General features: G+C 69.7%; 24 protein-coding genes. 16 read left to right on the top strand and 8 right to left on the bottom strand.

Annotated elements, in window-relative coordinates; genetic code table 11:
• On the bottom strand, nucleotides 1-1,104 hold a 1,104-nt coding region (locus tag VN461_18050), incomplete at its 3' end, for a sulfatase-like hydrolase/transferase (GenBank protein ID HXB56677.1).
• A 169-nt stretch (nucleotides 1,105-1,273) separates the two neighbouring features.
• Here VN461_18050 and VN461_18055 point away from each other — a divergent pair.
• Entirely contained in the window at nucleotides 1,274-2,581 is a 1,308-nt protein-coding gene (locus tag VN461_18055) for a glycosyltransferase family 39 protein (protein HXB56678.1), read from the top strand.
• The gene (locus tag VN461_18060) at nucleotides 2,578-4,611 is read left to right on the top strand and encodes a hypothetical protein (protein HXB56679.1); all 2,034 of its coding nucleotides are present in this window, start codon (nucleotides 2,578-2,580) and stop codon (nucleotides 4,609-4,611) included. The genes VN461_18055 and VN461_18060 overlap by 4 nt, the downstream gene beginning before the upstream one ends.
• A 19-nt stretch (nucleotides 4,612-4,630) precedes the next feature.
• On the opposite strand, the gene VN461_18065 is transcribed toward VN461_18060, so the two are convergent.
• On the bottom strand, nucleotides 4,631-5,836 hold the full coding sequence (locus VN461_18065; protein HXB56680.1) for a glycosyltransferase family 4 protein: 1,206 nt from the start codon (nucleotides 5,834-5,836) through the stop codon (nucleotides 4,631-4,633).
• Nucleotides 5,837-5,952: 116 nt separating this feature from the next.
• A complete protein-coding gene (gene trxB, locus VN461_18070; protein ID HXB56681.1) occupies nucleotides 5,953-6,912 on the bottom strand; it encodes a thioredoxin-disulfide reductase in 960 nt (319 codons plus the stop codon).
• Nucleotides 6,913-7,309: 397 nt separating this feature from the next.
• Here trxB and VN461_18075 point away from each other — a divergent pair, with 397 nt between their 5' ends.
• On the top strand, nucleotides 7,310-10,240 hold the full coding sequence (locus VN461_18075) for a TonB-dependent receptor (protein ID HXB56682.1): 2,931 nt from the start codon (nucleotides 7,310-7,312) through the stop codon (nucleotides 10,238-10,240).
• Between the two features lie 38 nt (nucleotides 10,241-10,278).
• Here VN461_18075 and VN461_18080 read toward each other — a convergent pair whose 3' ends face one another.
• Complete coding sequence (locus VN461_18080; GenBank protein HXB56683.1) at nucleotides 10,279-10,845, bottom strand: cupin domain-containing protein; 567 nt, start codon at nucleotides 10,843-10,845, stop codon at nucleotides 10,279-10,281.
• Nucleotides 10,846-10,922: 77 nt separating this feature from the next.
• On the opposite strand from VN461_18080, the gene VN461_18085 reads away from it, so the two are divergent.
• The 8 genes from VN461_18085 (at nucleotide 10,923) to VN461_18120 (ending at nucleotide 19,396) form a co-directional block, all read left to right on the top strand.
• Nucleotides 10,923-11,159, top strand: coding sequence for a hypothetical protein (locus VN461_18085; protein ID HXB56684.1), 237 nt, complete (start codon nucleotides 10,923-10,925; stop codon nucleotides 11,157-11,159).
• Between the two features lie 91 nt (nucleotides 11,160-11,250).
• The gene (locus VN461_18090; GenBank protein HXB56685.1) at nucleotides 11,251-12,249 is read left to right on the top strand and encodes an AAA family ATPase; all 999 of its coding nucleotides are present in this window, start codon (nucleotides 11,251-11,253) and stop codon (nucleotides 12,247-12,249) included.
• Between the two features lie 132 nt (nucleotides 12,250-12,381).
• On the top strand, nucleotides 12,382-13,242 hold the full coding sequence (locus tag VN461_18095) for a DUF58 domain-containing protein (GenBank protein ID HXB56686.1): 861 nt from the start codon (nucleotides 12,382-12,384) through the stop codon (nucleotides 13,240-13,242).
• Complete coding sequence (locus VN461_18100; protein ID HXB56687.1) at nucleotides 13,243-14,148, top strand: hypothetical protein; 906 nt, start codon at nucleotides 13,243-13,245, stop codon at nucleotides 14,146-14,148.
• Nucleotides 14,148-15,158, top strand: a complete 1,011-nt coding sequence (locus tag VN461_18105) for a VWA domain-containing protein (GenBank protein ID HXB56688.1) — start codon at nucleotides 14,148-14,150, stop codon at nucleotides 15,156-15,158. The genes VN461_18100 and VN461_18105 overlap by 1 nt, the downstream gene beginning before the upstream one ends.
• A 10-nt stretch (nucleotides 15,159-15,168) precedes the next feature.
• A complete protein-coding gene (locus VN461_18110) occupies nucleotides 15,169-16,941 on the top strand; it encodes a tetratricopeptide repeat protein (GenBank protein ID HXB56689.1) in 1,773 nt (590 codons plus the stop codon).
• Nucleotides 16,938-18,641 (top strand): BatD family protein, encoded by a 1,704-nt coding sequence (locus tag VN461_18115; protein ID HXB56690.1) that lies wholly within the window; start codon nucleotides 16,938-16,940, stop codon nucleotides 18,639-18,641. Before VN461_18110 ends, VN461_18115 begins: the two co-directional genes overlap by 4 nt.
• A complete protein-coding gene (locus VN461_18120) occupies nucleotides 18,632-19,396 on the top strand; it encodes an SH3 domain-containing protein (protein HXB56691.1) in 765 nt (254 codons plus the stop codon). Before VN461_18115 ends, VN461_18120 begins: the two co-directional genes overlap by 10 nt.
• Here VN461_18120 and VN461_18125 read toward each other — a convergent pair.
• Nucleotides 19,377-19,820, bottom strand: a complete 444-nt coding sequence (locus VN461_18125; protein ID HXB56692.1) for a nuclear transport factor 2 family protein — start codon at nucleotides 19,818-19,820, stop codon at nucleotides 19,377-19,379. The genes VN461_18120 and VN461_18125 overlap by 20 nt on opposite strands.
• Before the next feature lie 56 nt (nucleotides 19,821-19,876).
• Here VN461_18125 and VN461_18130 point away from each other — a divergent pair, with 56 nt between their 5' ends.
• The 3 genes from VN461_18130 to VN461_18140 are packed head-to-tail and all read left to right on the top strand — an operon-like array spanning nucleotide 19,877 to nucleotide 23,221.
• On the top strand, nucleotides 19,877-21,547 hold the full coding sequence (locus tag VN461_18130) for an aldehyde dehydrogenase family protein (protein ID HXB56693.1): 1,671 nt from the start codon (nucleotides 19,877-19,879) through the stop codon (nucleotides 21,545-21,547).
• A complete protein-coding gene (locus tag VN461_18135; GenBank protein HXB56694.1) occupies nucleotides 21,544-22,521 on the top strand; it encodes a HAMP domain-containing sensor histidine kinase in 978 nt (325 codons plus the stop codon). Before VN461_18130 ends, VN461_18135 begins: the two co-directional genes overlap by 4 nt.
• The gene (locus tag VN461_18140; protein HXB56695.1) at nucleotides 22,514-23,221 is read left to right on the top strand and encodes a response regulator transcription factor; all 708 of its coding nucleotides are present in this window, start codon (nucleotides 22,514-22,516) and stop codon (nucleotides 23,219-23,221) included. The genes VN461_18135 and VN461_18140 overlap by 8 nt, the downstream gene beginning before the upstream one ends.
• A gap of 138 nt (nucleotides 23,222-23,359) precedes the next feature.
• On the opposite strand, the gene VN461_18145 is transcribed toward VN461_18140, so the two are convergent.
• From VN461_18145 to VN461_18155, 3 genes are read right to left on the bottom strand one after another with little or no spacing between them, the layout of a single operon-like run.
• Complete coding sequence (locus VN461_18145) at nucleotides 23,360-23,749, bottom strand: PilZ domain-containing protein (protein ID HXB56696.1); 390 nt, start codon at nucleotides 23,747-23,749, stop codon at nucleotides 23,360-23,362.
• Nucleotides 23,750-23,764: 15 nt separating this feature from the next.
• Nucleotides 23,765-24,010, bottom strand: a complete 246-nt coding sequence (locus VN461_18150; GenBank protein ID HXB56697.1) for a MoaD/ThiS family protein — start codon at nucleotides 24,008-24,010, stop codon at nucleotides 23,765-23,767.
• 33 nt (nucleotides 24,011-24,043) lie between these two features.
• Complete coding sequence (locus VN461_18155) at nucleotides 24,044-24,418, bottom strand: PilZ domain-containing protein (protein HXB56698.1); 375 nt, start codon at nucleotides 24,416-24,418, stop codon at nucleotides 24,044-24,046.
• A gap of 188 nt (nucleotides 24,419-24,606) precedes the next feature.
• On the opposite strand from VN461_18155, the gene moaA reads away from it, so the two are divergent.
• Together moaA and VN461_18165 are read left to right on the top strand one after the other, a co-directional pair.
• Nucleotides 24,607-25,596 carry a GTP 3',8-cyclase MoaA gene (gene moaA, locus VN461_18160; protein ID HXB56699.1) on the top strand — a complete coding sequence of 330 codons (990 nt, stop codon included), beginning with the start codon at nucleotides 24,607-24,609 and terminating at the stop codon, nucleotides 25,594-25,596.
• A 21-nt stretch (nucleotides 25,597-25,617) separates the two neighbouring features.
• Nucleotides 25,618-26,306, top strand: a 689-nt coding sequence (locus VN461_18165) for a membrane dipeptidase (protein ID HXB56700.1), incomplete at its 3' end; no start/stop codon positions are given.

Below are 26,306 nucleotides of genomic sequence, written 5' to 3' on the forward strand. Positions count from 1 at the left end.
ATCGGCGGCGGGGTGCCCGGGGGTGGGGTGGGGCTCGAACATCATGTCGAAAGGGGGAGGGGGGGCGTAGGGCACATGGGGGTCCATGGTGTGGACGTAGAGAAACGTAGGCAGGCCCCGGCGCGTGTCCAGCCAGGCGAGGGCGGCGTCCACGACCACGTCCGCGTTCACGAGCTTGGAGGGCCGGTCGTCCTCCCCGTGAAGGCCCGCGAAGTAGTCGAAGCCGCGGTCGAAGCTGGACTCCGCCCCGTAGATCACGGAGTTGGCGATGGCCGCCCCCGTGGTGTAGCGCTTGGCGTGCATCATCTCGGCCAGGGTCGGGTGGGAGGCATCCAGGGGGTCGCGGAGCTGCACCGCCCGGTGCTGGCCGGGCAGCAGGGAGGTCATGAGGGAGGCCACCGAGGGCTTGGTCCAGGACGCGTGGGCGATGGCCTGCTCGAAGACCACCGCGTCCTGGGCGAAGGCGGTGAGATGGGGGGTCGTGTTCCGGGGGTACCCGTAGGGCCCGGTGTGGTCCGCGCGCAGGGTGTCGACCAAGTAGACGACCACGAGCGGAGAGTCATCGCGGGCCGCGGTGAGGGCGGGGGTGCCCCATACCGCCCGCTCCGGGTCCCCGGTCTCCTCGTAGCCACGGGTTTCGAGGACGAGCTCGGCGCCCCGGCCGGCCAAGCCGGAGAGGTCGATGTCGGCCTCCAGCCAGCCGCGGTGCTCGGGGTGTCCGAGAGGGTCGACGAGCTTGGTCCAGATCGTGTCCTCCCGGCCTCCGCGGGCCAGCTTGACCACGAACTCCACCCCCGGCCGGCTCTGGTGGGGCTCGGGGATGGCGCAGGCCACGGCGAGCCGCGCCCTCTTAGGGATGTCCAGGCGGAAGCGGTAGTGGCTGGGCGGGCCCGCGGGGAGCGTGCGCCTGACCACGTCGTTGATCCTCACCGGCCGGCCGACCTGCGGGAGCACGGCCGTGCGGCCCTGGCCGGCGACGGTGGCCTCGGCGAGCGCGCCCTCTGCCCGCAGGAGGTCGACGGCCGGTGGGGGCGGGCTGCAGGTGGACATGAGGAGCAGAGCCCCCGCTCCCGCCACGCTCCCCGTCAAGAAGCCCGCGCGCACGTCCCCTCCCCGGGAGCGCGGAGCGCGCTCCCCGAAACCCCTATTCTGAGCATCGGCGGGCGCAGGACCAAACCGGGCCTGAGCGGCCGCGGGCCCGCGGGTTTCCGTCGGCCCTACCGCTGCCCCCGGGGCGACACGCTCCCCTGGCCTTAGAATACGGGCGCGCTCAATGCTCCTCTACCTGACGGTCGCCGGGCTCCTCCTGCGCGTCGCTTTCCTGATGATCGAGCCCTCCACCGCTCCCGTGGCCGACGAGACGGTGTGGACCACCTGGGGGGCGCAGGTCTTGACCTCGCCCGAAGTTTCCTTCTCCCCCCTCCGCTTCCGCCTGATCTTCCATCCCCCCCTCTACCCCTACTTCATCGGCGCGTCTTATGCGCTCTTCGGCAGCCTTCAGGCGGTGAAAGCGCTGCAGGCCGTGGTGGGAGCGCTCCTGGTGCCGGCGGTGGGCGGCGTGGGACGGTGGGCTTTGGGCCCGCGAGAGGGGCTCATCGCCGCCGCCCTCACCGCCTTCTATCCCGAGCTCGTCTGGTTTTCCGTCCATTTCTGGGCGGAGACCCTGTTCCTGACCCTCCTGTGGTGGGGCTTCGAACGACTGCTGGCCGCCGACGCAAAGGGGTCTGCGCGCACCGCGGCGCTGGCCGGCCTGCTCTTTGGACTGGCCACGCTCACCCGGGAAACGCTGCTTTATTTCGTGCCCCTGGCCGCGCTTTGGCTCGCGGTCCGGAGACCGCGGGCCTTCTCGCGCGGGGGGGCGTTCCTGGCCGCGGCGCTGCTGACCGTGGCCCCCTGGACCTGGCGCAACTGGGTTGTCTACGACGCCTTCGTCCCCGTCTCCACCGCGGGCGCGCTCAACCTTTTCCAGGGAAACGCGCCGCTCTCCCGACAGGAGGTCTACGACCAGTACTGGGCGGTGCACGGCCGCATCGAAAAGTACCGTTTCGCGCGGGAAAAAGGCTTGCAGGCCATCTGGGCCCGGCAGCCCACCTGGATCTTCGAGAAGCTCGAGGAGGAGATGCCCAACTTCTGGGAGGCGGACAGCCAGCCCCTGATCCATGTCAAGCGGGGCGCCTACGGGGATGTGAGGCCCGTGGTCGCGGCGGCTCTGGCCGTCCTCGTCCTCCTCCCCTACCTCGCCCTTCTCGGGTTCTTCGTGGCCGGCCTCGGCCGCCTTCCTTTCGAGCGCGCGCCCCTCCTGCTCGTGGGCTTCCTCGTCTACTACAACCTCATCCATGTGGCGACGCACGGCTACGCCCGCTACCGCCTTCCCGTGCTGCCCGTCCTCTTCGTGGTGGCGGCTTTAGCGTGGGCCGCGGGGCGCTCCCAGGTGCTCCTCTCCAAGCCGCGGAAAGCCGTGGCCGCGGGGGCGGCCCTCGTCCTTGTGCTCTCCCTCATCCCGAGCTTCCGGCTCTGGGCGGCGGATCGGGCCCTGGGCGCCCCCGAGCATGAGGCTCCCGAGGAGTCCGGGCCGCCGTGAGGCCGGCCTTCCAGATCCCCGTCGCCATGCTGGTGGGCGTGCTGGTGCGCGCCCCCTTCTGGATCGAGGCCCTGCGCACGCCGATCGACGGGGACACCGCCATCGTGGGACTGATGGCCCGGCACCTGGGTCAGGGAACGACACTCTGGGGACAGCCGTACGGCTCGCCCCTCGACGCCTGGCTGGCCGCGCCCTTCGTGTCCGCGCTCGGGCCCACCCCGGACGCCCTCCGCCTTTCCTACTTCCTCCTCGGCCTGGCCCTGATTCCGATCGCCCATGCCCTGGGCCGCGCCCTTCACCCCGCCGCCGCCTTTCCCGCCGCCATCCTCATGGCGTGTCCGCCCCCGTACTTCCTGTTGCTATCCGCCCTTCCGCCCCCGTTCTACCCCACGACCCTCATCCTTTGCGGCGTCCTCCTCGTCCTGGCCTTCCGGCTCGGGGAGCGGCTCCAGCAGGGCCAAGAGCCGCGGGGCGGACTCGCTCTCTGGGGCGCCCTGGCCGGACTCGCGCTCTGGACGCACCTCATGTCCGCGAGCGCGGTCATGGCGGGCGGCCTCTACCTGTTCCGGAGGGCGCGCGGCCATCGCCGGCTGCTCCTGGCCGCTCTGCTGCCCCTCCTCGCGGCCAGCTCCCCCTGGTGGGTGCGGGCCCTGGCCGACCGTCAAGCCACGCGCGTGGTCCGTGTGTCGGGGCGGGAGGAGACGATGGGGGCCCACCTGCTCCAGGTGCTGCCGGAGCTCCATCGACCCCTGGGGGGGCTGCTGGGCACCCACGTTCCCGTCGTGGCCGACACACCCGACTACGTGGTCTCGGCCCCGCGCGGGGCCGCCGCGGGCTTGATCCTCGTCTACGGATCGCTCCTCGTCCAGGCCGTCCGCCGGGCGCGGGGCGGTGCAGCCGGCCTCCTTTTGGGGGCCGCCGCTCTCGCCCTCCTCGCCTTCCCGTTCCCCGTACGCGCAACCCCCCACAACATTCGCTTCCTGACCCCCCTCTTCCTCCCCCTCCTCGCCCTGGTGGTCTCCGTCCCCGCCGCCTCCGCCAGGCCGCGGCGGGCTTGGCTGGTCGTGCTGGCCCTGGCCGGCCTCCATCTCACGGGGAGCACGCGCCTGCTGGCGGCCTGGCGGGGAGGGGACCGGGCGCAAGCGCCCTTCCTGCTTCCCGATCTCGCCCCCGCCCGCCGCGCCCTCTTGGCGCGGGGCATCCGGCGCGCCTACGCCTCCTATGGACCCGCCTACCGGCTCACCTACGAGAGCGGCGAGACGATCATCGCCTCCCAGCCCTGGAACGAGCGCTTCCGCCACTACCCGCTTCCCTTCCTCGACGAAGTGAGCTTCGCGCAAGACGTGGCCTGGGTGCTCACACCCGCGATCCCCACGGATCTGCCCGCGCCAAAGGCCTTCGAGGAGGCGCTGGGGGCCATCGGAGGACGCTGGCGACGCTCGGAGGCGGGAGCGGCCGTGATCTTCCACGACTTCGTCCCCCCCTTCGGCCCCACCGTCGAGGTCCTTCCCGACGCCGGTGCGGCGGGGGACGCCGACCTGCGCACGGTCCTCTCCCCGGACCCGATCGCGCCCACCGTGTTCCGGCTCCCCGCGCCGCGGCCCCTGGACGCCATCACCCTCGTGGCGGGACTCGAGGGGCCGCGGCTCCTCCGGAGCATGGACGTCGAGGTGAGCACGGACGGCGTCGCCTTCGACACCGTGGCCCGCCGGCGGCGGCGGGAGGAGCAGGACGACCTACGCTGGGTGAACGGCCACCCGCAGTACCTCCTCGACCACGACCTCCTGGCCATCCCGCTGGGCGGCCGGCGGGTGGCCGCGCTCCGGATCACGCCCTACGTGTCCTCCGATCCCTGGGGTCTGGCCGAAGTCCTCTTGCACCCCGCCGAGGATCGGGCCCGGCAGCAGGCCTGGGACGAATGGCTCGATCCCAACCTGGACTGGCCCGCCCGCGCGCGCGCCCTTTTCGCGCACCCGCGGCCCGACCGGGAGGACTGGTACTACCGCATGCTCCTGGCCGGCCGCCACTGAAGCGCCCTCGGTTCCGGACTCAAGCGAGGCGGCGCGCAACCTCCGCGTAGGCCGCGCGCACCTTCTCCTGGTAGCGGGCGGGGCTGTACTCCCGGTCGATCAGCTCCTGGCCGCGGCGCGCGCGGGCGGCGGCCTCGGCGGGATGGTCCAAGGCCTGGCGGATGCCGGCCGCCAAGCCGTCCGCGCTCGGCTCCACCAGGAAGGCCAGCGAATCGTCCAGGAGCTGGGTGTGGGTGGGGATGCGCGTGGCCACCAGGGGCCGCCCCGAGGCCAGGTAGGTGAAGATCTTGAAGGGGGTATTGGCGCCCTGGCGGCGGGGAGAGGCGAGGACATCGGTCAAGGCGAGGAACAGGGGCAGGGTGGAGGGCGGGCGCGGGCCCGCGAACACGCAGCTCCCCCTGACGCCCGCCGTCACGGCCCGCGCCCGCAACGCCTCGATCTGCGCCGCCTCTCCGCCCATGAAGACGAACCGAGCTTCCGGGATGCGCGCGGCGGCGTCGACCAGAAGGTCGACGCCCTGATAGGGCTCCAGGTTCCCCGAGTAGAGGACGACCGGGGCCGTGCTCAGGCCCAGCTCGCGCCTCAGGGCCTCCACCGCTTCGCGCGCGGGCGCGTCGGAGGCGTCCACGAGGGGAGGGTCCTCCACCTGGAAGACGGGCACGCCCGGGGCCTGGGCGCGCACGCCCTCGGTCAGGCTCCGGCACACCGTGACCACGACCGCCGCCCCCCGAAGGGCGAAGCGCTCGAGGACCTCGGCTGCCCACGGCAGCGGGCCGCGGGCGGCGAAGCCCGAGTAGCGGAGCTGGTCGGGTATGGACGAGTCCACATCCGCCACCAGGGGGAGCCCAAAGAGGCGCGCGAAGGGAGCGGCCAGGTGCGCGGCCTCTTCAACCGCGTGCACCACGTCGTAGCCTCCCCTGGCCATGCGCCAGACCGCCTCGCCCAGGAAAGGTACGTCCAGCGCCATCTTGGCCAGGGATGGGCCGGCCCTCACCCGTCCCACCGGGAGGCGAAGGCTCCGACGGTGGTTGAGGCCGGGCACGTCCACCGGGTCTCCCTGGGGGAATGTGAGCAAGTCCACTCGGTGCCCGAGGCGGACGAGGGCGCGCACCATGGCGAGCACGGCGAGCGGGGTGCCGCGCACCTCGAAAAACGGCTGGGGGGCAAGAAAGAGAATGCGGAGCCGCTTTCCATCCGGTTCCGGGGCCCCGGCAGTCTCGGACATCACTGGGGAAGGGCGGACGGACGCCGCGATCCTTTCGCACCCCGCGCGAACCCGGGATGACGACCGGGGTCGCGCCCGGGCCGACCCGGCGGGTTCCGGGGCCCCTCGGCCACTCCTCAGTGACTCAGAAAGCGTTCCGCGTCCATGGCCGCCATGCAGCCGCTCCCGGCGGCGGTGACCGCCTGCCGGTAACGGTGATCCTGGACGTCGCCGGCGGCGAAGACGCCGGGCACGCTCGTGGCCGTGGTGCCTTCATGGGTCAGGAGGTAGCCGTTCTCGTCCGTCTCCAGCTGGCCTTTGAAGAGGGCGGTGTTGGGCACGTGGCCGATGGCCATGAAGATCCCGCCGCAGGCCACCTCGCTGACCGCCCCCGCCTTCACGTCGCGGAGGGTGACCCCCGTCACCCCCTTCCCGTGCCCGCCCAGGATCTTCTCCACCACGCTGTTGAGGATCCAGCCAATCTTAGGGTTCTTCCGCGCCTTCTCGAGCATGATGCGGGAAGCCCGGAACTCCTCGCGCCGGTGGACGATAGTGACCTTGCTCGCGAACTTAGTCAGGAAGGTGGCCTCTTCCATCGCGGTGTCGCCCCCTCCCACCACCAGGACGTGCTTGTCCTTGTAGAAGAAGGCGTCGCAGGTGGCACAGGCGGAGACCCCGCCGATCCGGGTCCGGAACTCGAGCTCTTCGGGCAGGCCCAGCCAGCGCGCGGTCGCCCCGGTGGCGATGATCAGGGTCTCCGTGCGAACGGTCCCCTCCGCGAGCGTGAGGAGGAACGGGCGCTCGTGCAGCGCCACCGCCTTGAGGGCCCCCGTTCGGAACTCGGTTCCGAAGCGCTCCGCCTGCTTTCGCATCCGCTCCATGAGATCGGGCCCCAGGATGCCTTCCGGAAAGCCGGGGTAGTTATCCACGTCGCTGGTGAGCATGAGCTGGCCCCCGGGGATGTCGGTGGGGTCGTCCCCCCCGCCCCCCTCCACGACCAGGGGTGCTAGATTCGCCCGGGAAGCATAGAGGGCGGCGGTCAGGCCGGCGGGGCCAGACCCCAAGATCGTGACCTTGAACTCCTGTTGCTCGGACATGAGGTGCTCGTGATCCTCGTTTCTCGGGTGAAGACCCGACTCTCCAGTATAACGTCGCGAGGGCCGGACCTCTGAGTCTCCCGTCGGGAGGGGCGGGCTGCGCCGAGACGGCCCACCCGGCGGGCGGGCACCGTCCCACATGTTCCGCCCGAGTGGGGCGCGCCGCCCATCAAGGCTGACGCCGCTCCGGGGTTGGAAAATTCTTGCAGTCTTGGCGCAGGTTGCCCTACACTCCGGTCACGCAACAGGAAAACCAGGCTTTGAACGCCACCGTATTCAACTCGGTGATTTCGCGCCGTTCAATTTGGCTCAACCAGAAGCGACGGGCCATCGGAGTTCCTGCGGGGTCAGGGTGTCTTCAGGCTCAGGGAGCATACCAGGGAAGCGGGGGAGAACGATGAAACGAATCTGGTTAGGTCTTGCCTGCTGTCTGTTTTTGCTCACGCCCAGGACCTCGTGGCCCCAGGCGTCGTCGAGCACGGGACGCATCGAAGGCACAGTCATGGACGCCACGGGGGGGACGGTCGCGGGGGCCAAGGTGGCGGTCCGGAATTCCGCAACCGGGATCTCAAAACAGCAGACCACCGATAGCGGCGGGCACTTCATCTTTCCCAACCTGTCTCCCGGGGCCTACGACGTCTCGATCGAAAAAGAAGGATTCAGCTCCGCTTCCCTGAAGGGCTCGGTCACGGTTGGAACGACCACTAGCCTGCACGCCGTGCTCGCGGTGGGCAACATCCAGACCCGGGTGGAGGTCGAGGCCAGCCAACCGCTCGTCGACCCCAGGACGTCCTCGGTGAGCGCTCTCATCGGCCAGGAGACGATCGGAACCCTGCCCTTGAATGGGCGTAACTTCGTCGACTACGTCCTCTTGACTCCAGGTGCCACCACGGACGGCGATTTCGGAATGGTCAGCTTCAACGGCATCGCCGGGAACTTCAACAACTACTCCGTCGACGGCGCCAACGACAACAACGCGTTCTTCGCGCAACAGATCGGGCGCGGAACCATCCCCTTCCAGTTCAGCGAGGACGTCATTCAGGAGTTTCAGGTCACGAGCAACGGGTTCCAGGCGGAGTTCGGCCAGGCGGGCGGCGGCCTCGTCAACTCCGTGACCAAGAGCGGTGGCAACGATGTTCACGGCGACGCCTACTACTACTTCCTCGATTCCTCCCTCAATGCGAATGACGCCATCAACAAGGAGCGCGGCATCCCCAAGCCCGCCAACCGGCGACAGCAGTTCGGCGCCAGCCTCTCCGGCCCCCTGATCAAGGGCAAGTTGTTCTATTTCGTGAACTACGAGGGGCAGCTTCGCAACGAGCCCGTGACCGTAAACAACTCGCCTGCCTTGAATGGTCTGCCCCCCGATTTCTTCGCTCAAAACCCAGGCCTCGCGGCCCAGGTGAACGCGGCTTCAGGGCTCTTCCCGCGTACCTTCAATCAAAATACGGCTTTCGCGAAGCTCAGCGGAACCGCGGGCAGCAAGAGCACCTTCAACCTGACCTACAACTTCCAGCATTTCGTCAGCCCCCATGGCTATTTCATCACCCCCACCTCGACCGGCGATTCGCTCGACCTTACCGACGGCTCCACCAGCCACTTTGTTCAGGCCTCGCTCCTCACGAACTTCAGCTCCTCGAGCTTCAACGAGCTCAGGGTGCACTTCCTGAACGACCACCACGAAGACCTGCCTCTCTCGCCCGCCACGCAATCGACCACCGTCATCCAGAATCCCGATACCGGGTTCGTGTTTGGGGGCAACCGCTTTCAACTCTCGACCAGCGACCAGCGGTGGGAGTTTGCGGACAACGTGACGAAGCTCAAGGGACGCCACACGGTCAAGGCCGGCGTCGACATCAACGTAAACCACGACTCGGACTACTTCCTCTACGGCCCCAAGGGCGTTTACACCTTCCAAGATCTACCGAGCGTGGCCACGGGGACCTATCAGTTCTATCTCCAGTCCTTCGGGGAGACGACCACGAACTTCACGATCCCCACCTTCTCCGTATACGCCCAGGACGAGTTCAGGGTCTCGCCCCGGTTCACGCTCGACTACGGCCTGCGCTGGGATCTCCAGAAGTACGCCCAGCCCAAGGTCTGCAACCCGGCCTTCGCTCCAACCTGCTCCATTCCCGTCGACTACCACAACTTCGCACCCCGCTTGGGATTCGCCTACCTGCTGGACCAAAACGGCCACACCGTCCTTCGCGGCTCGGGCGGCATCTTCTACCTGCAGATGGACTATCTGGACATGTCTCAGGCCCTGGTCGAGAACGGAGTGTTGAGGCAGTTCGTCTTCATTGCCGGACCGGCGTTCGGGAACTCCAACCCGGCGGTCAACTATCCGTACACCCTACCCGGATTCCCAGGCGGGGCCGGGGGCACACCCTCCCTGAACACCATCGACCCCAAGTTCAGGAGCCCCTACGTCGAGCAAGCCAACCTGAGCATCGAACATCAATTCGGAAGCCACACCGCTCTCCGCGTCGGCTACGTGTACACCCACGGCGTACGGCTGCTGGGCGGCGCCAACGGCGTGACCCGCCAGGCCATCGCGGGCTACGACGCGAATCTCGTGCCCCCCGACCAGCAGACGAACTTCGGCGGCTCCTTCAATACCGACATCGTTGTCTTCCCGGACGGTCACAAAGTAGTGGTCCCTGACAACTCGGCCATCGAAGGATTCCTGGATCCCGGTTTCAGCAGCATCGGCGTGGTCAAGAACACGGGGGAGTCGGTCTACAATGCCCTGCAGGTCCTTCTCCGATACTCCTCGGACCAGCTCCACGGCTCGCTGGCCTACACCCTCTCCAAGACCACCGACCAGGGAACCGGCTACTACAACCAGTTCGACATCCCCTCCCAGCGGGGCCTCTCCAGCCTGGACCAGACCCACCGCTTGGTCGTGGCCGGAAGCTGGTCCCCAAGAGCGGGAGTTCTCAAGGACTTCACACTCGGTATGGTGGCGACCGTGGCCAGCGGGAGGCCGTACACGGCCCTCCTCGATAGCGCCGAACCCAACTTCCAGATGGTGCCCGGGCCGGCCTTCAACTCGTTCCGCACCCCCTACACCGAGGACGTGGATCTGACCGTGGCCCGGAACTTCTCGCTCGGGCAGCGGCTACGACTGCGGCTCACGGCTCAGGTCTACGACCTTTTCAACCACCAGAACTTCCAGCCCGCGGTGGATCAGGTACAGTACACCACGGCCCAGACCGACAACGTCTTTGTGGCGACGCCGAACCCGCACTTCGGCGTGCCCCTGGCGATCTCGATAAGGAACGGCTCGCGCAACGTTCAGTTCGCGGCAAGGATAGAGTTCTAGCGTCTCCCGGCAATCCTTCGTTGCAGATTCGGCCGCCCCTAGGGCTCCTCGAACTTTGCCTTCGCCGGCTGCTCGGGCACGCCCTCGAGAAGTTCGGACGCCACTTGGATCACCGTTCGGTCGCCGCCCGGAGACCACCACATGTACACGGTGCGCAGGACTTCGTCGCCAGTGTTGACCATCCGATGCAGGGTGTTCGGGGGATGATAGATGGCGGTCCCCGGCCCGGCGGTGAAAGTCTCGTCGCCCACCGTCCATTCGGCCCGGCCGCTCATCACGTAATAGAGCTCGGGAGCGGGATGCCGGTGCGCCGGATAGATGGCCCGGGGCGCAAGCTCGAGCATCCCCATGAGCACATCCGGCTGGGGAACGACCCCGGGCCGCCGGCCCCCGATCAGGGCTTTGTAGTGGCACACACGCTGGAGAGCTTCCGGGTATTGCTCTGAGGTGCTCCAGGGCCGGTCCTTGAGGGAGGTGTGGGTCGGAGGCGGGGAGGCTCCAGTCCCGCCGGGCCGCGCAGAGGCTCCCCCCGGTGGTGCTTGACCGGACCCGACCAGAGGGACGAGCCCAAAGACGGCAGCCGCCAAGAGTTGTAGTCCACGCATGCCACCCTCCACGAGTGTAATTCGGTCGACGGCTACATATCTTGACAGGGTGGCGGGCCGCGGGATACGGTCAGGCCATGGAGACCGCTCCCCGGATCAGCCTCATGCTCGCCACCCTGAACGCCACCGAAGTGGGGACCCTGGACAGCATCGCCGCCAAACTGAAGCAGGTCCAGGAGGAGCTGGCGAGCCTGGATCGGGGGGAGCTCGCCGCGGTCGCGGGGGAGGCCATCGCCGCCCTCGCCCGGGGTGACGTGGCCGAGTTCAAGCGCGGGCGGGCTCTTCTCCAGTCCAAGATCGGCCACCTGCGCTGACCTTGCCCGGCCACCGACCCCCAAGCTGAGACCGCGCGGCTCCGTCCCGCGTCTAACCGCGGGGGCGGCCCCTAGACCAGAAAGGACACCCATGGCCCCAGCGGACCTCGACATTGCCAAGCTCAACGAGACGGTGCGCGAGGAGTCGCTTCAGGTCCAGGCGGTGGTGGACGAGATCCGGAAGCTGATCGTGGGCCAGAAGGCCCTGATCGAGCGGATGATGGTGGCCCTGCTCTGCCGCGGCCACCTCCTGGTGGAGGGAGTGCCGGGCCTGGCCAAGACCCTGGCCGTCAAGACCTTGGGCCAGGTCCTGGACGTGCACTTTGCCCGGATCCAGTTCACCCCCGACCTCCTGCCCGCCGATCTCGTCGGGACCATGATCTACCAGCAGAAGACGGGAGAGTTCGTGGCCCGCAAGGGGCCGGTCTTCACCAACCTGCTTCTGGCCGACGAGGTCAACCGCGCCCCCGCCAAGGTGCAGTCGGCGCTCCTCGAGGCCATGCAGGAGAGGCAGGTCACCCTGGGAGACACGAGCCATCCCCTCCCCGAGCCCTTCTTGGTCTTCGCCACCCAGAACCCGATCGAGCAGGAGGGAACCTACCCTCTGCCGGAGGCCCAGGTGGACCGTTTCCTTCTGAAGGTCCGGGTGGACTACCCGCGGCGGGAGGAGGAGCGGCAGATCCTGGATCGCATGATGTCGGGCGAGGCCCCCGCCTTGAACCGCGTTCTCAGGGGAGGGGAGGTCGTCCGGCTAAGCCGGCGCGTGCGGGAGGTCTACCTGGACGAGCGCATCCGGGACTACATCGTGGCCGTGGTCACCGCCACCCGGCATCCGCGGGAGGTGGGGCTGGGGGAGATGACGCCCCTCATCGCCTACGGGGCCTCCCCGCGCGCCACCCTCGCCTTCTCCGAGGCGGCCCGGGCGGTGGCGTTCCTGCGCGGCCGCGGCTACGTGGTGCCGGAGGACGTGAAGGAGATCGCGAGGGACGTGCTGCGCCACCGCATCCTCCTCACTTACGAGGCCGAGGCCGAGAACGTGACGACGGAGACGGTGGTGGAGCGGGTCCTGGAGCGGGTGGAGGTGCCGTAGTGGACGCTCCCCCCAGCGGAGATCCGCAGCCGAGAGCGCGAGATCGAGGGAACGAGGCGGACTCGGCCCCCGAGTCCCCGCGACTCCCGGGGCGACGAGGACGTGTGAGGGCTTCTTCTAGAGCAGCCTCCAATGCTTGACCGCGAGACCTTCGCGAAGATCCGCCGGATACAGATAAGGACGAGGGCGATCCTGGAGTCGGGGATCGGCGGGTCCTACCACGCGGTCTTCAAGGGCCGGGGCATGGAGTTCGCGGAGGTCCGTGAGTACCAGGCGGGCGACGACGCGCGGATCATCGACTGGAATGTGACCGCCCGCATGGGCGCTCCCTACGTCAAGAAGTTCGTGGAGGAGCGGGACTTGACCCTGCTCCTGCTCGTGGACGTCTCGGGTTCTCAGGCCTTCGGCTCCCGCTTTCTTCTGAAGCGCGACTACGCCGCCGAGCTGGCCGCGGTCCTCGCCTTTTCCGCGGTGGCCAACCACGATCGGGTGGGAGCCGTCCTCTTCTCCGACCGCATCGAGGCCCACGTGCCCCCGGGCCGCGGCCGCGACCACGCCCTGCGGATCGTTCGCGACCTGCTGGCCCTGGCCCCGGCCGGGCGGGGCACCGATCTGGCCGGGGCCCTTCGCTTCGCCCACCGGGTCATGAAGCGCCGGGGCATCGTGGCCGTTCTCTCGGACTTCCAGGACCAGGGCTATGAGCGGGCCCTCGGCATCCTGCGCCGACGCCACGACGTGATCGCCCTAGAGCTCTCCGATCCCCGAGAATCCGAGCTCCCCGCCGTCGGGCTCATGGCCCTTCTGGACCCCGAGACGGGCGAACGGATGGTGGTGGACACCTCCGACCCCGCGGTCCGGCGGCGCCTCGCCGGGAGCGCCCTCGCCCCCGCGATCTTTCAGCGAACGGGGGTGGACGCGCTCGCCCTCTCGACGGTCGAGTCCTACGAGAGGCCGCTCTCCGCCTTCTTCAAGGCCCGGGAGAGGAGGCGGTAGGTGAGCCCGGCTGCCCTCCTGCTCGTGGCCGCCGTCCCCGCCGCCCTCGGCACGCCCCGGGCCCGGGCCACCGCGGCCAAGACCGAAGTGACGGTGGGGGAGACGTTTGTGGTGGAGGTGACGGCGGAGGGCCCGGCGGGGACACTCTTTTCCTTCCCGCCCGATGCCGGCGACGATCGGGTGGAGCTATGGACGGTCCCCGGGGCTCAACCCCTCCCTCCCGCCCAGCACCGCTATCAGGCCCTCGTGCTCACGCTCGGGGAGGCGGAGGTGCCGGGCATCGCCGTCAGGTATCGCCTCCCCACCGGGAGCGAGGGCGAGATCTCGACGGCGCCGGTTCCCCTTCGCGTGCTCTCCCTCCTCCCCAAGGACCCCAAGGAGCAGAAGCTCGCGGAGATCCGGGGCCCCCTGCCCCTCTCCATCGGCCGCGCTTTCTGGATCGCCGTGGCCCTCGCCCTCGTCGCGCTCGCGGGGTTGACCGCGTGGCTCTGGAGCCGGCGCCGCCGCCGGGAGCGGCCGGCCGTCGCAGCCCCCCCGCTCGCCCCCTACCAGGAGGCGCTGCAGTCGCTCGACTCGCTCGCCGCCTCGGGCTTCCTCGCCCGGGGCGAGCACCGAGCGTTCTACATCACGCTCACCGCGATCGCCAAGCGCTACCTGGAGCGGCGGCTTAAGGCCCCGGTCCTGGAGATGACGAGCGCGGAGATGATGGCGTTCCTCCGCCAAGGGCCCTTCGAGGCCGATCTCTTGCCCGCGCTCAAGGACCTCTCCCGGGCCGCGGACCAGATCAAGTTCGCTCTTGGCCGGGGGCTCCCCGCGGAGGGCGATCGTCACCTGGCGGCGATCCTGGATCTCGTACGGAGGCTGGAAACGCGGCTCCAACCCCCGCCCGCAGAGGAGGCGGCCTGATGGGGGGCTTCCGCTTCCAGGACCCGTGGTGGCTCTTGGCCGCCCTCGCGGGCCCGCTGGTCGTGGCCGCCGCCCTCCTGCGCGAGCGGCAGGGAGGGGCCCTCGTATTCCCGGGGGTGGCGCGGTTGCGGGGGCCCCGGAGCAGGCGCACTCGCCTGCGGCAGCTCCCCTTGGTGCTGGCCGCCCTGGGCCTGATGACGGGGGCCGTGGCGCTGGCCCGTCCCCAGCACGGCAGTCTCAAGGAGGAGATCAGCACCCGGGGAGTGGACATCGTCGTGGCCCTCGACATCTCGGGCTCGATGGCGGCTCAGGACTTCCAGCCCAAGAACCGGATCGCGGTGGCGAAGGAGGTCGTTTCGGAGTTCGTGCGGCGCCGCACCTCCGACCGGATAGGACTCGTGATCTTTGCCGCCAAGAGCCTGACCAAGTCCCCTCCCACCACCGACACCGCCGTGCTCCTGCGTCAGCTCGAGGACGTGCACCTGGATATGCTGCCCGACGGCACCGCCATCGGCTCCGGCCTGGCCACCGCCCTCACCCGCCTGCGGCGCTCCCAGGCCAAGAGCCGCGTGATCGTGCTCGTGACCGATGGGTCCAACAACGCGGGGGAGATCGCGCCCCTGACCGCGGCCGACTTGGCCCGGGCCATGGAGGTTCGGGTCTACACGGTCGGGGTGGGCCGGGGGGGAGAGGTCCCCATGCCCGTGCGGGCGCGCGATCCCACCACCGGCGAAATACACGAGTACACAATGATGACGGAGGTGGATATCGACGAGGAGCTCCTGAAGGCCATCGCCGAGCGCACGGGGGGCGAGTTCTTCCGGGCCACCGACTCCGGATCCCTCCGCCGAATCTTCGACCGCATCGACAAGCTGGAGAAGTCGGAGATCAAGATGACCGCGTACCGACGGTACCGGGAGTGGTTCCCTCCCGTGCTCCTGACCGCGACCGCCCTTCTGGCCGCGGCCGGCCTCGTTTGGGCGGGCGGGCTGCGGGTCGCGCCCGCCTGAGGTCTAGGTCATGGTCTTCGCCTCCCCGCTCTTTTTTCTCGCGCTCCTGACCCTACCCGCCCTGGCCGCGCTGGAGGTGTGGGCCACCCGCCGCGACCGGGAGCGCACCGCCCGCCTCGTGGCCCGGCCGCTATGGGTGCGGGTCCTGCGCCGCCCCCCCGAGCGGTGGCGCTTCCTCCGTCTGGGGTTGCTGCTTCTGGGCACCGCGGGCGTCGTCCTCGCCCTGGCCCGGCCGCAGTGGGGGATCGTGCGGGAGAAGGTGGAGCGGGAAGGGGTGGACGTCGTGCTCGCCCTCGACACCTCCGGGTCCATGGCCACCGAGGACGTTCCTCCCAACCGCATGTTTCTGGCCAAGGCGGCCCTTCTCTCTCTGGTCTCGCAGCTGGAGGGCGACCGCTTCGGACTCTTGGCCTTCGAGGGCGAGGCCTATCCCCTCGTCCCCCTCACCCTGGACGCGGATGCGGTGGGGCTCTTCCTCGAGTCCGTCGAGCCCGGCATCGTCCCCTCGCCGGGCACCTCCCTGGGCGCGGGCCTGGCCCGGGGCCTCGGCCTCTTCGTGGACCCCGACCGCCGAAACAAGGTGCTGGTCCTGGTCTCGGACGGGGAGGACCTGGAGGGCGAGGTCGAGGAGGCGGTGGGCCGCGCGCGGGCGGCGGGGGTGGTGGTCCACACCGTGGGCGTGGGGACCGAGGCCGGGCAGCCTGTCCCCGATTTCGACCGCGAGGGCCGGCGGGTGGGGTTCAAGAAGGACGCCGCCGGCTCGGTGGTGGTCTCGCGCCTGAACATGGCCACCCTGGAGAGCATCGCCCGGGGCACGGGCGGGCGCGCCTTCCGGATCACATCCGCCGACACCAGCCTCTCCGCCCTTGCCTCCGCCATCGAGGGGATGGAGCGGAAGGCCCTGGCCGGCGAGTTTTCGTACCGTCGGAAGGAGCGCTTTCAGGTGCCGCTCGCCGTCGGCCTTCTCGCCCTCGCCTTGGGCCTCACCTTTCCTTTACCAAGCCTGCTCGGCCGGGGCCAAGCGAGCGCGCGGGCGACCGCGGCCGCGCTCCTTCTCCTCTTCGTCCCGACGTTGGCCGCCGCGGCCCCGGCTGCCCCCGCCCCCGCGGGCTCTTCCTCCCTTCTCGACGAGGTCTTGATGCGGCCGCGGCGGCTCACGGCCCGGGGCCAGGCGGAGTACGACCGGGGCAATCATCCCGAGGCGCTCTCGGCCTTCGAAGGGGCGGCGGGGATGCGTCCACAGGACCCCCGCGCCCGCTTCAACCTGGCCGACGCTCTCTACCGGAACGGGAAGTTCGAGGAGGCGGAGGCCCTCTTCCGCGCCCTGGGCGAGGACTCGCCGTCGCCCCTCGCCCCCGCCGCCCGCTTCAACCTCGGCAACGCCCGCTACCAGAGGCAGGACTACCGGGGAGCCATCCAGGCCTACCGAGACGCCCTGCACCTCGCCCCGGAGGACGCGGAGGCGAAGCGCAACCTGGAGCTCGCCCTGCGCGCGCTGAAGAAGCAGCAGGAGCAAAAGCCGCCCCCTGACCGGGGGGAGGAGAAGCAGAAACCGCAAGGGGGAGGCCAGAAGAACGAGCGCCCGGCCGGTCAGCAAAAGAAGGAGAGCCCCGCGCCCGAGACGCCGGAGCAGAAGCAGGAGAAGCGATTTCGCGAGGAGACGGGCATGCCGCGGGAACGGGCCATGCAGCTCCTGGACGCGCTCAAGGAGAACGAGAAGAACGAGCAGAGGAAGCTCCTGAACGCGCGGCGGGCGGAAAAGAAGCGGGGGAAGGACTGGTGAAGCCTGCGGTCTGGCTCGTGCTCGCCCTGGCCGCCCCCTCCGCGCGGGCGGCCGCGGACGACATCGTGCGCTCGGAAGTCGACGCCCGCAAAGTGGGCATCGACGACCCGCTCGAGCTCACTATCACCGCGGAGGGGCAGCTTCAGGAGGAGGTGGCCCTCCCCGCCCTCCGGAACCTCCAGGTCGCGGGCGGGCCCAGCGTCTCCACCCAGTTCTCGTTCGTGAACGGGGTCACCTCCCAGTCCAAGACCTACACCTACGTCCTGCAGCCGGTCATGGTGGGCAAAGCGGAGGTGGGGCCCGTGCGCGCCCGCATGGCTGGGGGCGAGCGCACCGCTCCCGCCATCTCCATCGAGGTCGTGGCGGGCAGCATCCGGCCCCGGGAGCGCCCCCCGAGGGCCGCGGATCCCTTCTCCGAGGACCCCTTCTCGTCGTTTTTAAGAGGCGCGCGGGGCCCGGAGCCCAAGCTCTTCGTGGAGGCTGTCCCCAGCCGGACCACGCTGCACGTGGGCGAGCCCCTTCTCTTCACCTACTACCTGTACACACAGGCCACGGTGACGGACGTGAAGTTCGTGGAGGCGCCCCAATACGCCGGTTTTTGGGCGGAGGATCTGGAGCGAGGCAACACCCCGCCCGCCGGGGAAGGAGTCACGGTGGGGGGGGAGTCGTACCGGCGCTTCCCGATCATCCAAAAGCTGCTCTTCCCGACGCGTCCCGGCCGCCTGACTCTTCCCGCCTCCAGCCTCAAATTGGGCATCCAAAGGCAGAGCGTGTTCGACCGTGGTGGGGTGGTGCAGCGCTCCACGCGGCCGGTGGTCGTGGTCGCGGAGCCTATCCCCGACGAGCCCGGCTTCTCGGGGGCGGTGGGGCGCTTTCAGGCCACGGCCACCCTCGACCGCTCCACCCTGGCCCTCGGCGAAGCCGCCACCCTGCGCTTCCGGGTGGAGGGGAGCGGCAACCTCAAGTGGCTCGACCGCGCCCCCGAGGTGAGGCTGCCCGGGGCCAGGGTCTACCCTCCCCAGGTCAAGAGCGAGATCAAGGCCGAGCCCGGCGGGATGCGGGGGGCGAAGACGTGGGAGTTCGTGGTGGTGCCGCAGACGAGCGGGACGCTCGAGATCCCGTCCCTGGCCTTCTCCTACTTCGATCCCCAGGCGGGGCGGATCCTCCGCGCAGAGACGCCCGCCCTTCCCCTCCGGGTGGGGGGCGGGAACGCGGCCGCGGACGCGCCCGCCCCCCCGGCCGCGGCCAAGGAGGCAGCCACGTCGCTGGCCCTGCGCGCGGACCTCGACCCCGCCCGGCAGCGGCTTCCTGTCCTGAGCGGCCTCTCTCTGGCCCTCATCGCGGGCGTGGGCCTTCTCGTGCACGCCGGGATATGGGGCGCGGCCCGCTGGCGCGAGCGCGGCCCGGGCGGGGAGGGCCGCTTGGCCCCGCGGCGAAGCGCGCGGGCCGCCCTGAACGCGTTGGAGCGGGCGGGCGCCGGGGGGCTGACCAAGGAGGCCGCGGCCACTCTCATCGAGAAGACGCTCCACGACGTGTTCGGGCCTCTCGAGGGGGGGGAGGATGGGGAGCGCGTTCGGGCGGCCCGCGTGATCCTCCAGGAGGTCGAGTTCGTGCGCTACGCCCCCCAGCTCGGCGACTACACGGAGACGATCCGCGACCTGGCGGCGCGCGCGCGGGAGGTGGTGCGGCGGTGGGCCTGAAGCTCGCGCCGATCCTCCTCGCCGCGGGGCTCTTGGCGGGAGCCGCCGCCGACGGCGGTGGCGTCAGGGCGGGGGAGCGCTTCCGCGAGGCCAACGACCTCGCCCGCGCCGGCGATTATCCCAAAGCGATCGCGCTCTATGAGGGGCTGGCGTCGGGGGGGCAGGAGAGCGCCTCCCTCTACTGGAACTGGGCCCAGACGGCGGCCGCCCGCGGCGCTCCCGGGGAGGCCCTCTGGGCTCTCCTGCGCGCCCGCGAGCTGGACCCCGGGGACCGAGCAGTGGCCCGCGAGATCGAGCGAAGGCGGGAGGCCTTCAACCTGGATCCGGCCGAGATCGCACCCGACCCCTGGGCGGGCGGGCTGCGGGTGGCCCGCCGATACCATCTCGACCTTGCAGGCGTGCTCCTGGTGCTCCTGTCGCTGCCCCTCCACGCAGCGATGCGTCTCTGGCCGGCGGTCCGGGGAGCCAGCGCCCCCGCCGGGCTTGCGCTCGGCCTGGGCCTCGTCCTGACCGTAGGCTCCGCGGCGTCGTCCCTCACCCGACCGGTCGGGGTCGTGATCCGGCGCGGTGCGCCCCTCCTGGACGCGGCCTCGCCCACGGCCGAGGCCGTGGGCACCCTGCGGGAGGGCGAGGTCGTGCCCATCCTGGAGGGGAGCGGCGACTATCTGCGGGTCGAGGACTCTTCGGGGGCGCGGGGGTGGGCGCTGGCGCCCGATGTGAGGCGCCTACTAGGGCCTATTGCACCGTCCCGCTGAAGGGGTGGGTGACCTGGACGGGCGCGGACGACGCGTGATGGTGGATCATCCGCCAGCCCTGGGGGGTCTGGCGGAACAGGTTGGTGGCCTGGGCCACGGCCAAGCCTACGTCCTCCTCGCTCTGGGCGGTGATGTTTTCGCTGCAGGAGACGACCGCCAGATCGCCGAAGCTCTCGATGCGGACGGCGGTGGGGGTGACCCGGATCCAGCGGGTGTGAGCGAAGATCTGCTCCCAGGACTGGCGCACCGCTTCCCAGCCCACGAGGGCGTCCCAGCCCGGGTGCACGCAGTGCACCCACCCTTCATGGAGCCACAGTCCGTCCATGGCCGCGAGGTCTAGGTTCTCGAGGGCCCTGTAGAAGAGGTCGTTGACCTGCCGGACGGCTTCCGACTGGGCGTGCGTCGAGGACTCCAACTCTCTCATCTCCCCATTGTAACCGATGCGGGCGGCTGCCCGCGGAGGGGGTTTACAATGACCGCATGGCCACACTGACGGCGGCGGGTGAGGTCTCGGCCACGGCCACGCACCATTCCTGGATCGGCAACCGGGAGGTGGAGGGTCGGGCGGGGCGTCGGGGCGCGGTGAGCCCCGCCACGGGTCTTGTCTTCGCGGAGACGAGCCTGCTCGACGCCGAGCAGGCCGCGTCTGCGATGGCCGCCGCGGAAGCGGCCTTCCCGGCCTGGAGCGGCCTCTCCTTCGGGCAGCGCCGGGAAGCCCTCCTCCGGTTGCGGGCGGCGGTCCTGGATGAAGCGGACGACATCGCCCGCCTCATCGCCCAGGAGCAAGGCAAGCCCGCGGCGGAGGCCATTGCCGTCGAGATCTTCCCCGCCCTGGAGGCGCTCAAGCACCTGGCCCTGCGCGCGGAGGACGTGCTCCGCGAGGACGCGGTCGAGAGCCAAGTGCTGCTCTTCGCCCACAAGGAATGCCGGCTCCTCTACGCCCCCCTGGGGGTGGTGCTCGTCATCACCCCTTGGAACTACCCCTTCGCGATCTCCCTCTCCGGCGTGACCACCGCTCTAGCCGCGGGGAACACGGTCGTCTTGAAGCCCGCCCCTGCCACCGCGCTCATCGGCCTGCGTGTCGGGGCCCTCTGCCGGAAGGCGGGGATCCCGGACGGGGTCGTGAACGTGGTGAACGTGGACGACGCCCTCGCCCCCGCGCTCGTGGAGGACCCGCGCGTGGCCAAGGTTGTCTTCACGGGCAGCGTGGCCACGGGAAGGAGGGTGATGGCGTCGGCGTCCCGGAACCTCACCCCCGTGATCCTGGAACTGGGGGGCAAGGACCCCGCCGTCGTCTGCGCGGATGCCGATCTGGACCGAGCCGCCCGCGGCATCGTCTGGGGCGCCTTCGTCAACTGCGGCCAGACCTGCGCTTCCGTGGAGCGGGTCTACGTGGAGAAGGCGGTGGCCGAGCCCTTCATCGCCCGCGTCGTGGAGGAGACACGCAAGCTCCGGATGGGCGATCCCGCGGGCGGGGAGGTTGACCTCGGGCCCCTGACCCTGGAGCGCCAGCGCCGGATCGTGGACGAGCACGTGGAGGAGGCCAAGGCCAAGGGGGCCCGCGCCCTGACCGGAGGCGCGCGGCCCTCCGGGCCAGGCTACTTCTATCCGCCCACCGTCCTCACCGGGGTCGACCATTCGATGCGGGTCATGCGGGAGGAGACGTTCGGGCCCGTGCTGCCCATCATGACCGTGGAGTCGGTGGACGAGGCCATTGAGCTCGCCAATGAGAGCGAATACGGTCTCACCGCCAGCGGCTGGACGCGCAATCCCGCCACCGCCCGCCGGCTCCAGGAGCGGCTGGCCGCGGGAGTCGTGACCATCAACGATTGCGTCTCCAGCTACGGCGAGCCCACCGCCCCCTGGGGCGGGATCAAGAAGAGCGGCTTCGGGCGGACCCACGGCCTGGCCGGGCTCCGGGAGATGGTCCAGGTGAAGTACGTCACCTCGGACCGGAGCCGCCGCCCCGCCCTCTGGTGGTTCCCCTACGGAGCCGCCTACGAGCGCCTCATGGCCGTTTCCAACCGGGCCCTACACGGCTCGTCGCTCTGGATGCGCCTCAGCAACCAGGTCGCGCTCGCCCGCTTCTCGCGCTTCTGGCGGCGGGTGAATCTGGGAAGCCTTCTCAAGAACATCGACAAGCTGGTTTGACCAGCGGTTCTCTCATGACGGTAACGGGCTCGCAGCTCTCAGCCTCGAAGCGGCCCAAGTGGCAGTTCATCACGATGGGGGTCACCCTCATCGTGGTGGCGGTGGCCCTCACCGTGGCTTGGATCCTGGGGGTGCCGGACCGGTCGCATGCGGAGTTCGCCACCCTGCGCTGGGTCATCTACCTCCTGGGCTCCCTCCTCTTCCTGCTCCTGATCGCCGGCCTGGTGCTCATCGTGATCCTCCTCCTGCGCGAGGTGCGCCTCAACGAGCGCCAGAGCAACTTCGTGAGTGCGGTGACCCACGAGCTGAAGACCCCGGTGGCCTCCCTCAAGCTCTATCTGGACACTCTTCAGCTGCGGGACCTGCCGGAGAGCCGGCGGGAGGATTTCTATCGGACCATGCATCAGGACCTGGACCGGCTCCACACCACCATCAACAACGTGCTGAACGCGGCCATGTACACGGACCGTCCGGTGGTGGACCCCCAGCCCCTGGATCTGGCCAAGCTGGCCCGGCGCGCCATAGAGCTCACCCGGACCCGTCACCAGCTCCCCGGGGAGACCATCCAATACGCCGGCCCCGACAACTTGATGATCCGCGGCAACGTCCAGGCCCTGGAGACGGCTGTGCTCAACCTCCTCGACAACGCGGTCAAGTATTCGAAGGACCGGGTGGAGGTGCAGGTGGAGGTGCGGGCGGATGGGGACGGCCAGGCCCAGCTCCGGGTCCACGACCACGGCGTGGGCATGAGCCGCGCCCAGATGCCGTTCATCTTCAACCGCTTCTACCGCATCGGCTCCGAGGCCCGCCGCAGCCGCCCCGGCACCGGGCTGGGCCTGTTCATCGTGCGCTCTGTGGTGAAGGGGCACCGGGGCACCGTCTCCGCGGACAGTCCCGGCCCCGACCGCGGCTCGACCTTCACCCTCACCCTTCCCGCCCTCCCGGAGTCGACGCCCGAGACCGAACATGTCTAGAGTGCTCATCGTGGAGGACGAGGAGCACTTGGCCACGGGGATAAGGTTCAACCTCGAGCTCGAGGGCTACGACGTCGAGGTGGTGGCGGACGGAGCGGAGGCCTTCGCCCGCCTGGCCGGCACCGGTCCCCCCGATGCCCAGGCCTTCGACCTCGTGATCCTGGACGTGATGCTGCCCGGGATGGGCGGCTTCGAGGTGGCGGATCGGCTGCGCAAGGTCGGCAACTTCACCCCCATCCTGATGCTGACCGCCAAGAGCCTGCCCCAGGACGTCGTTCACGGCCTCGAGGTGGGGGCGGACGACTACCTGCCCAAGCCGTTCGACTTGCCCGTCCTCCTGGCCCGGGTCAACGGGCTGATCCGGAGGCGGGACTGGGCCCGGGGCGGGGGAGGGGAGCTGGAGACGGCCCGGATCGGCCAGACGGAGGTGGACTTCCGGACCTTCGAGCTCAAGAGCCGGGCCGGAACCATCCACCTCACGCTGCTGGAGGCGATGCTGCTGAAGCTTCTCGTCCAGAACGCGGGCCGCATCGTCTCCAAAGCCGAGATCCTGGAGAAGGTCTGGAACGTGAGCCCCGACACCGAGACCCGGGCCGTGGACAACTTCATCCTCCGCCTTCGCCGGTACCTGGAGGCCAACCCCCGTTCGCCCGAGCACCTGCACACCGTGCGCGGCGCCGGCTACCGGCTGGTCCTGTGAGAGCACCTCGGTCGTCCGGATCGAGCGCGGGCCGGCGGCGACCCCGCGGAGGCGACGAAGGGGGTCCGCCCGTCGTGAAACGGGGGGGGCCGCCGCCGCGGTCCCTGAGTGGGGGGGAAGAGGCGGGAGGGTCCGGGCCTAGTCGGCCGAACCCGGCGGGGGCCCGTGCTCCTTCTTCCAGGCCTCTATGCGGGCCAAGAGCTGCTCGGGCGTCACGCCCACGAACTCGGTGAACTTCAGGCCCACGAGGAAGGCCCCGGTCGCGGAGTTGGGGCGGCAGTGCACGATCCGGGCCTTGATCTGGGCGGAGGCGGGGAGGTCTCCCAGTCGGGAGACCATGACCAGGGCTTCCGCATCCAGGGGGATCTCGCGGCGGGTCTCGAAGGACAGCCCGCCCACGGAGACGTTGTTCGACTCCATCTCGACCATCTTCTGGAAGATCTCGCCCTCCACCACCACGTAGAGCGGCACGCGCACCACCAAACGCTCGTGCTTTCTTCGCTCCCCTGGTCCTCCGCTACCCGGCACGCTCACCTCCCCCCATCAGCCCCCGCTGACCGGGGGTATGAAAACGAGTTCGTCCCCTTCCGCGAGGGCCTGCGAGAAAGGGGCGTAACGACGGTTCACGGAAGCGGCGAGGCTGCCCCGGCGCGAGGCAAGAATCGGGTGCTCCTGGGCCAGACGGCGCCAGGCGTCTTCGGCGGTGGCCGCGGGGGGTAGGTCCAGCTCCAACTCTCCCCGCCCCGCGGCCTCTCGCAGGGCCGCGAAGAGTCGCACGCGAATGCGCACCAGGGCACATCTCACACGAAAGAGCCTGGGTGGTCAACTGGGGGAAGGGGGGACGGCGGTGCGCTGCCAAGCTTCGATCCGGGCCACGATCTCCTCCCGCGTGGTGTTGACGAACTCGGTGAACTCGATGCCCACCGTGTAGCGCCCGGTCGCGGGGTCCTGCTTGAGGTGGGCCACCCGACCCCGGATGAAGGTGGGAGGCGTCAGGTCGCCCAGGTTGGAAACCACGACCCGCGACTCCGCCTCCAGGGGGATCTCGCGGCTGGTCTCGAAGGACACACCGCCCGCGGACACATCCTTGGACTCAAGATGGATCTTCTTGTGGAAGAGCTGGCTCTCCATCGAGATGTAGAGGGGGACGCGCAGCTTGAAGCGCTCGTACCTCCTCTGGTCGGGGTCCCGCTCCAAGCGGCCTCCTGCGAGGGGTCCAGGTGCCGCCCCCGGAGGGAGGACCAAGGCCCCCATCTTTTGAGAGATGCGATCGACGGTATCATGGGCCTCCCCTCGCCTTTGTCAAGCTTCTCCGCGGACTCGCTTCCCGGGCCGCGCGCCGGGTTGCCAAAACGGCGTAGACTAGGTCTGTCCGGGAGGCTGAATTGCCGCGGGACCGCTTCGGGCGCGAGATCAACTACCTTCGTCTGTCCGTCATCGACCACTGCAACCTGCGGTGCGTCTATTGCATGCCCCTGCGTGGCTTGAGCTTCATCCCCTCCCCCGAGCTGCTGACCGCGGCCGAGATCGAGACCGTGGCCCGGGCTGCCGTGAGCGTCGGTTTCCGCAAGTTCCGGCTCACCGGGGGCGAGCCCACTCTGCGGCCGGACATCCTGGAGATCACGGGCCGGATCGCGTCCATCGAAGGGGTCGAGGACCTGGCCATGACCACCAACGCGATCCTGCTCCCGCGGCTGGCCGGTCCCCTGGCCGAAGCCGGCCTCCGCCGCATCAACATCCACATCGACACCCTCCACCCCGAGCGCCTGAAGAAGATCATGCGCTTCGGCACCCTGGAAGAGATCGAGGCCGGCATCGCGGCCGCGGAGGCGGCGGGCCTCAAGCCCATCAAGATCAACTGCGTGGTGACGCGCGACTACAACGACGAGGACGTGGTGGACCTTGCCGCCCGGGCCCTGGAGCGGGACTGGCACGTTCGTTTCATCGAGCTGATGCCGCTGGGCGGGGGCGAGACCGCACACATCGCCCTCTCGCAGTTCGTCCCCTCCCGCGAGACCCGGCAACGCATCGAGGCGGTTCTGGGTCGCCTCCTCCCGGCGCCGAGCGCGAACCCTTCGGACGAGTCGAATAACTTCCGCTTCGAGGGGGGCCGCGGGGTGGTGGGCTTCATCAGCCCCGTCAGCGAGCCCTACTGCGGCACCTGCAACCGCATGCGCCTCACCGCCGACGGCAAGTTCCACCTCTGTCTGCTCAACGACGACGAGCTGGACGTGAAGCGCGCTCTGCGCTCGGGAGCCGGCCTTCCCGAAGTGGCCGCGATCTTGGCGCGGGCGGTGGGGACCAAACCCACCGGCCACCGGCTGGACGAAGGGATCTCCACCGAGGATCGATCCATGTTCCAGATCGGCGGATAGCCCCCGCCCCCTCCCAACCGCGTGCGCAAAATTATCGTCATCCCCGCCCTCCTCTTGCTCTCCGTCCTCATCGTTTCTTTCCTGGCCGTGCCCGCGCTCGTGGATGGACACCTGAACCAGACCCGGCACCTCGGGCCTTACACCGTCTCGGAGCGGGCCCACGCCCTCCACGCCCGGCTGCTGGCGGCCGACCTCCACGCCGACTCCCTGGTCTGGGGGCGGGACCTCCTGGCCCACGGAACCCGGGGGCACGTGGACGTGCCCCGGCTGATCGAGGGCGGGGTGGCGCTTCAGGTCTTTGATGTCTTCACCAAGACGCCCTGGAACGTGGACATCGACCGCACCGAGGACCGGGGAGACGCGGTGACGCTGTTCGCCTTGACCCAGGGTTGGGCTCCCAAGACCTGGACCAGCCTGAAGGAGCGCGCCGTCTACCAAGCGCGGCGGCTGCACAGGATGGCCGCGCTGTCCGGCGGCCGACTCCGGGTGGTGAGGCGGGGTGCCGACCTCTCCGGCTACCTCGAGCGGCGCGCGCACGACCCGGGCATGGTGGCCGGACTCCTTTCCCTCGAGGGCGCCCACGTTCTGGAGGGGGACGCCCGCAACGTCGCCGTCATGGATCAGGCGGGGTATCGGATGATCGGCCTCGCCCACTTCTTCGACAACGAAGTGGCGGGATCCGCCCACGGGGTCAGCAAGGGCGGGCTCAC

It is taken from the genome of Vicinamibacteria bacterium (assembly GCA_035570235.1).
GTDB lineage: Bacteria > Acidobacteriota > Vicinamibacteria > Fen-336 > Fen-336 > DATMML01.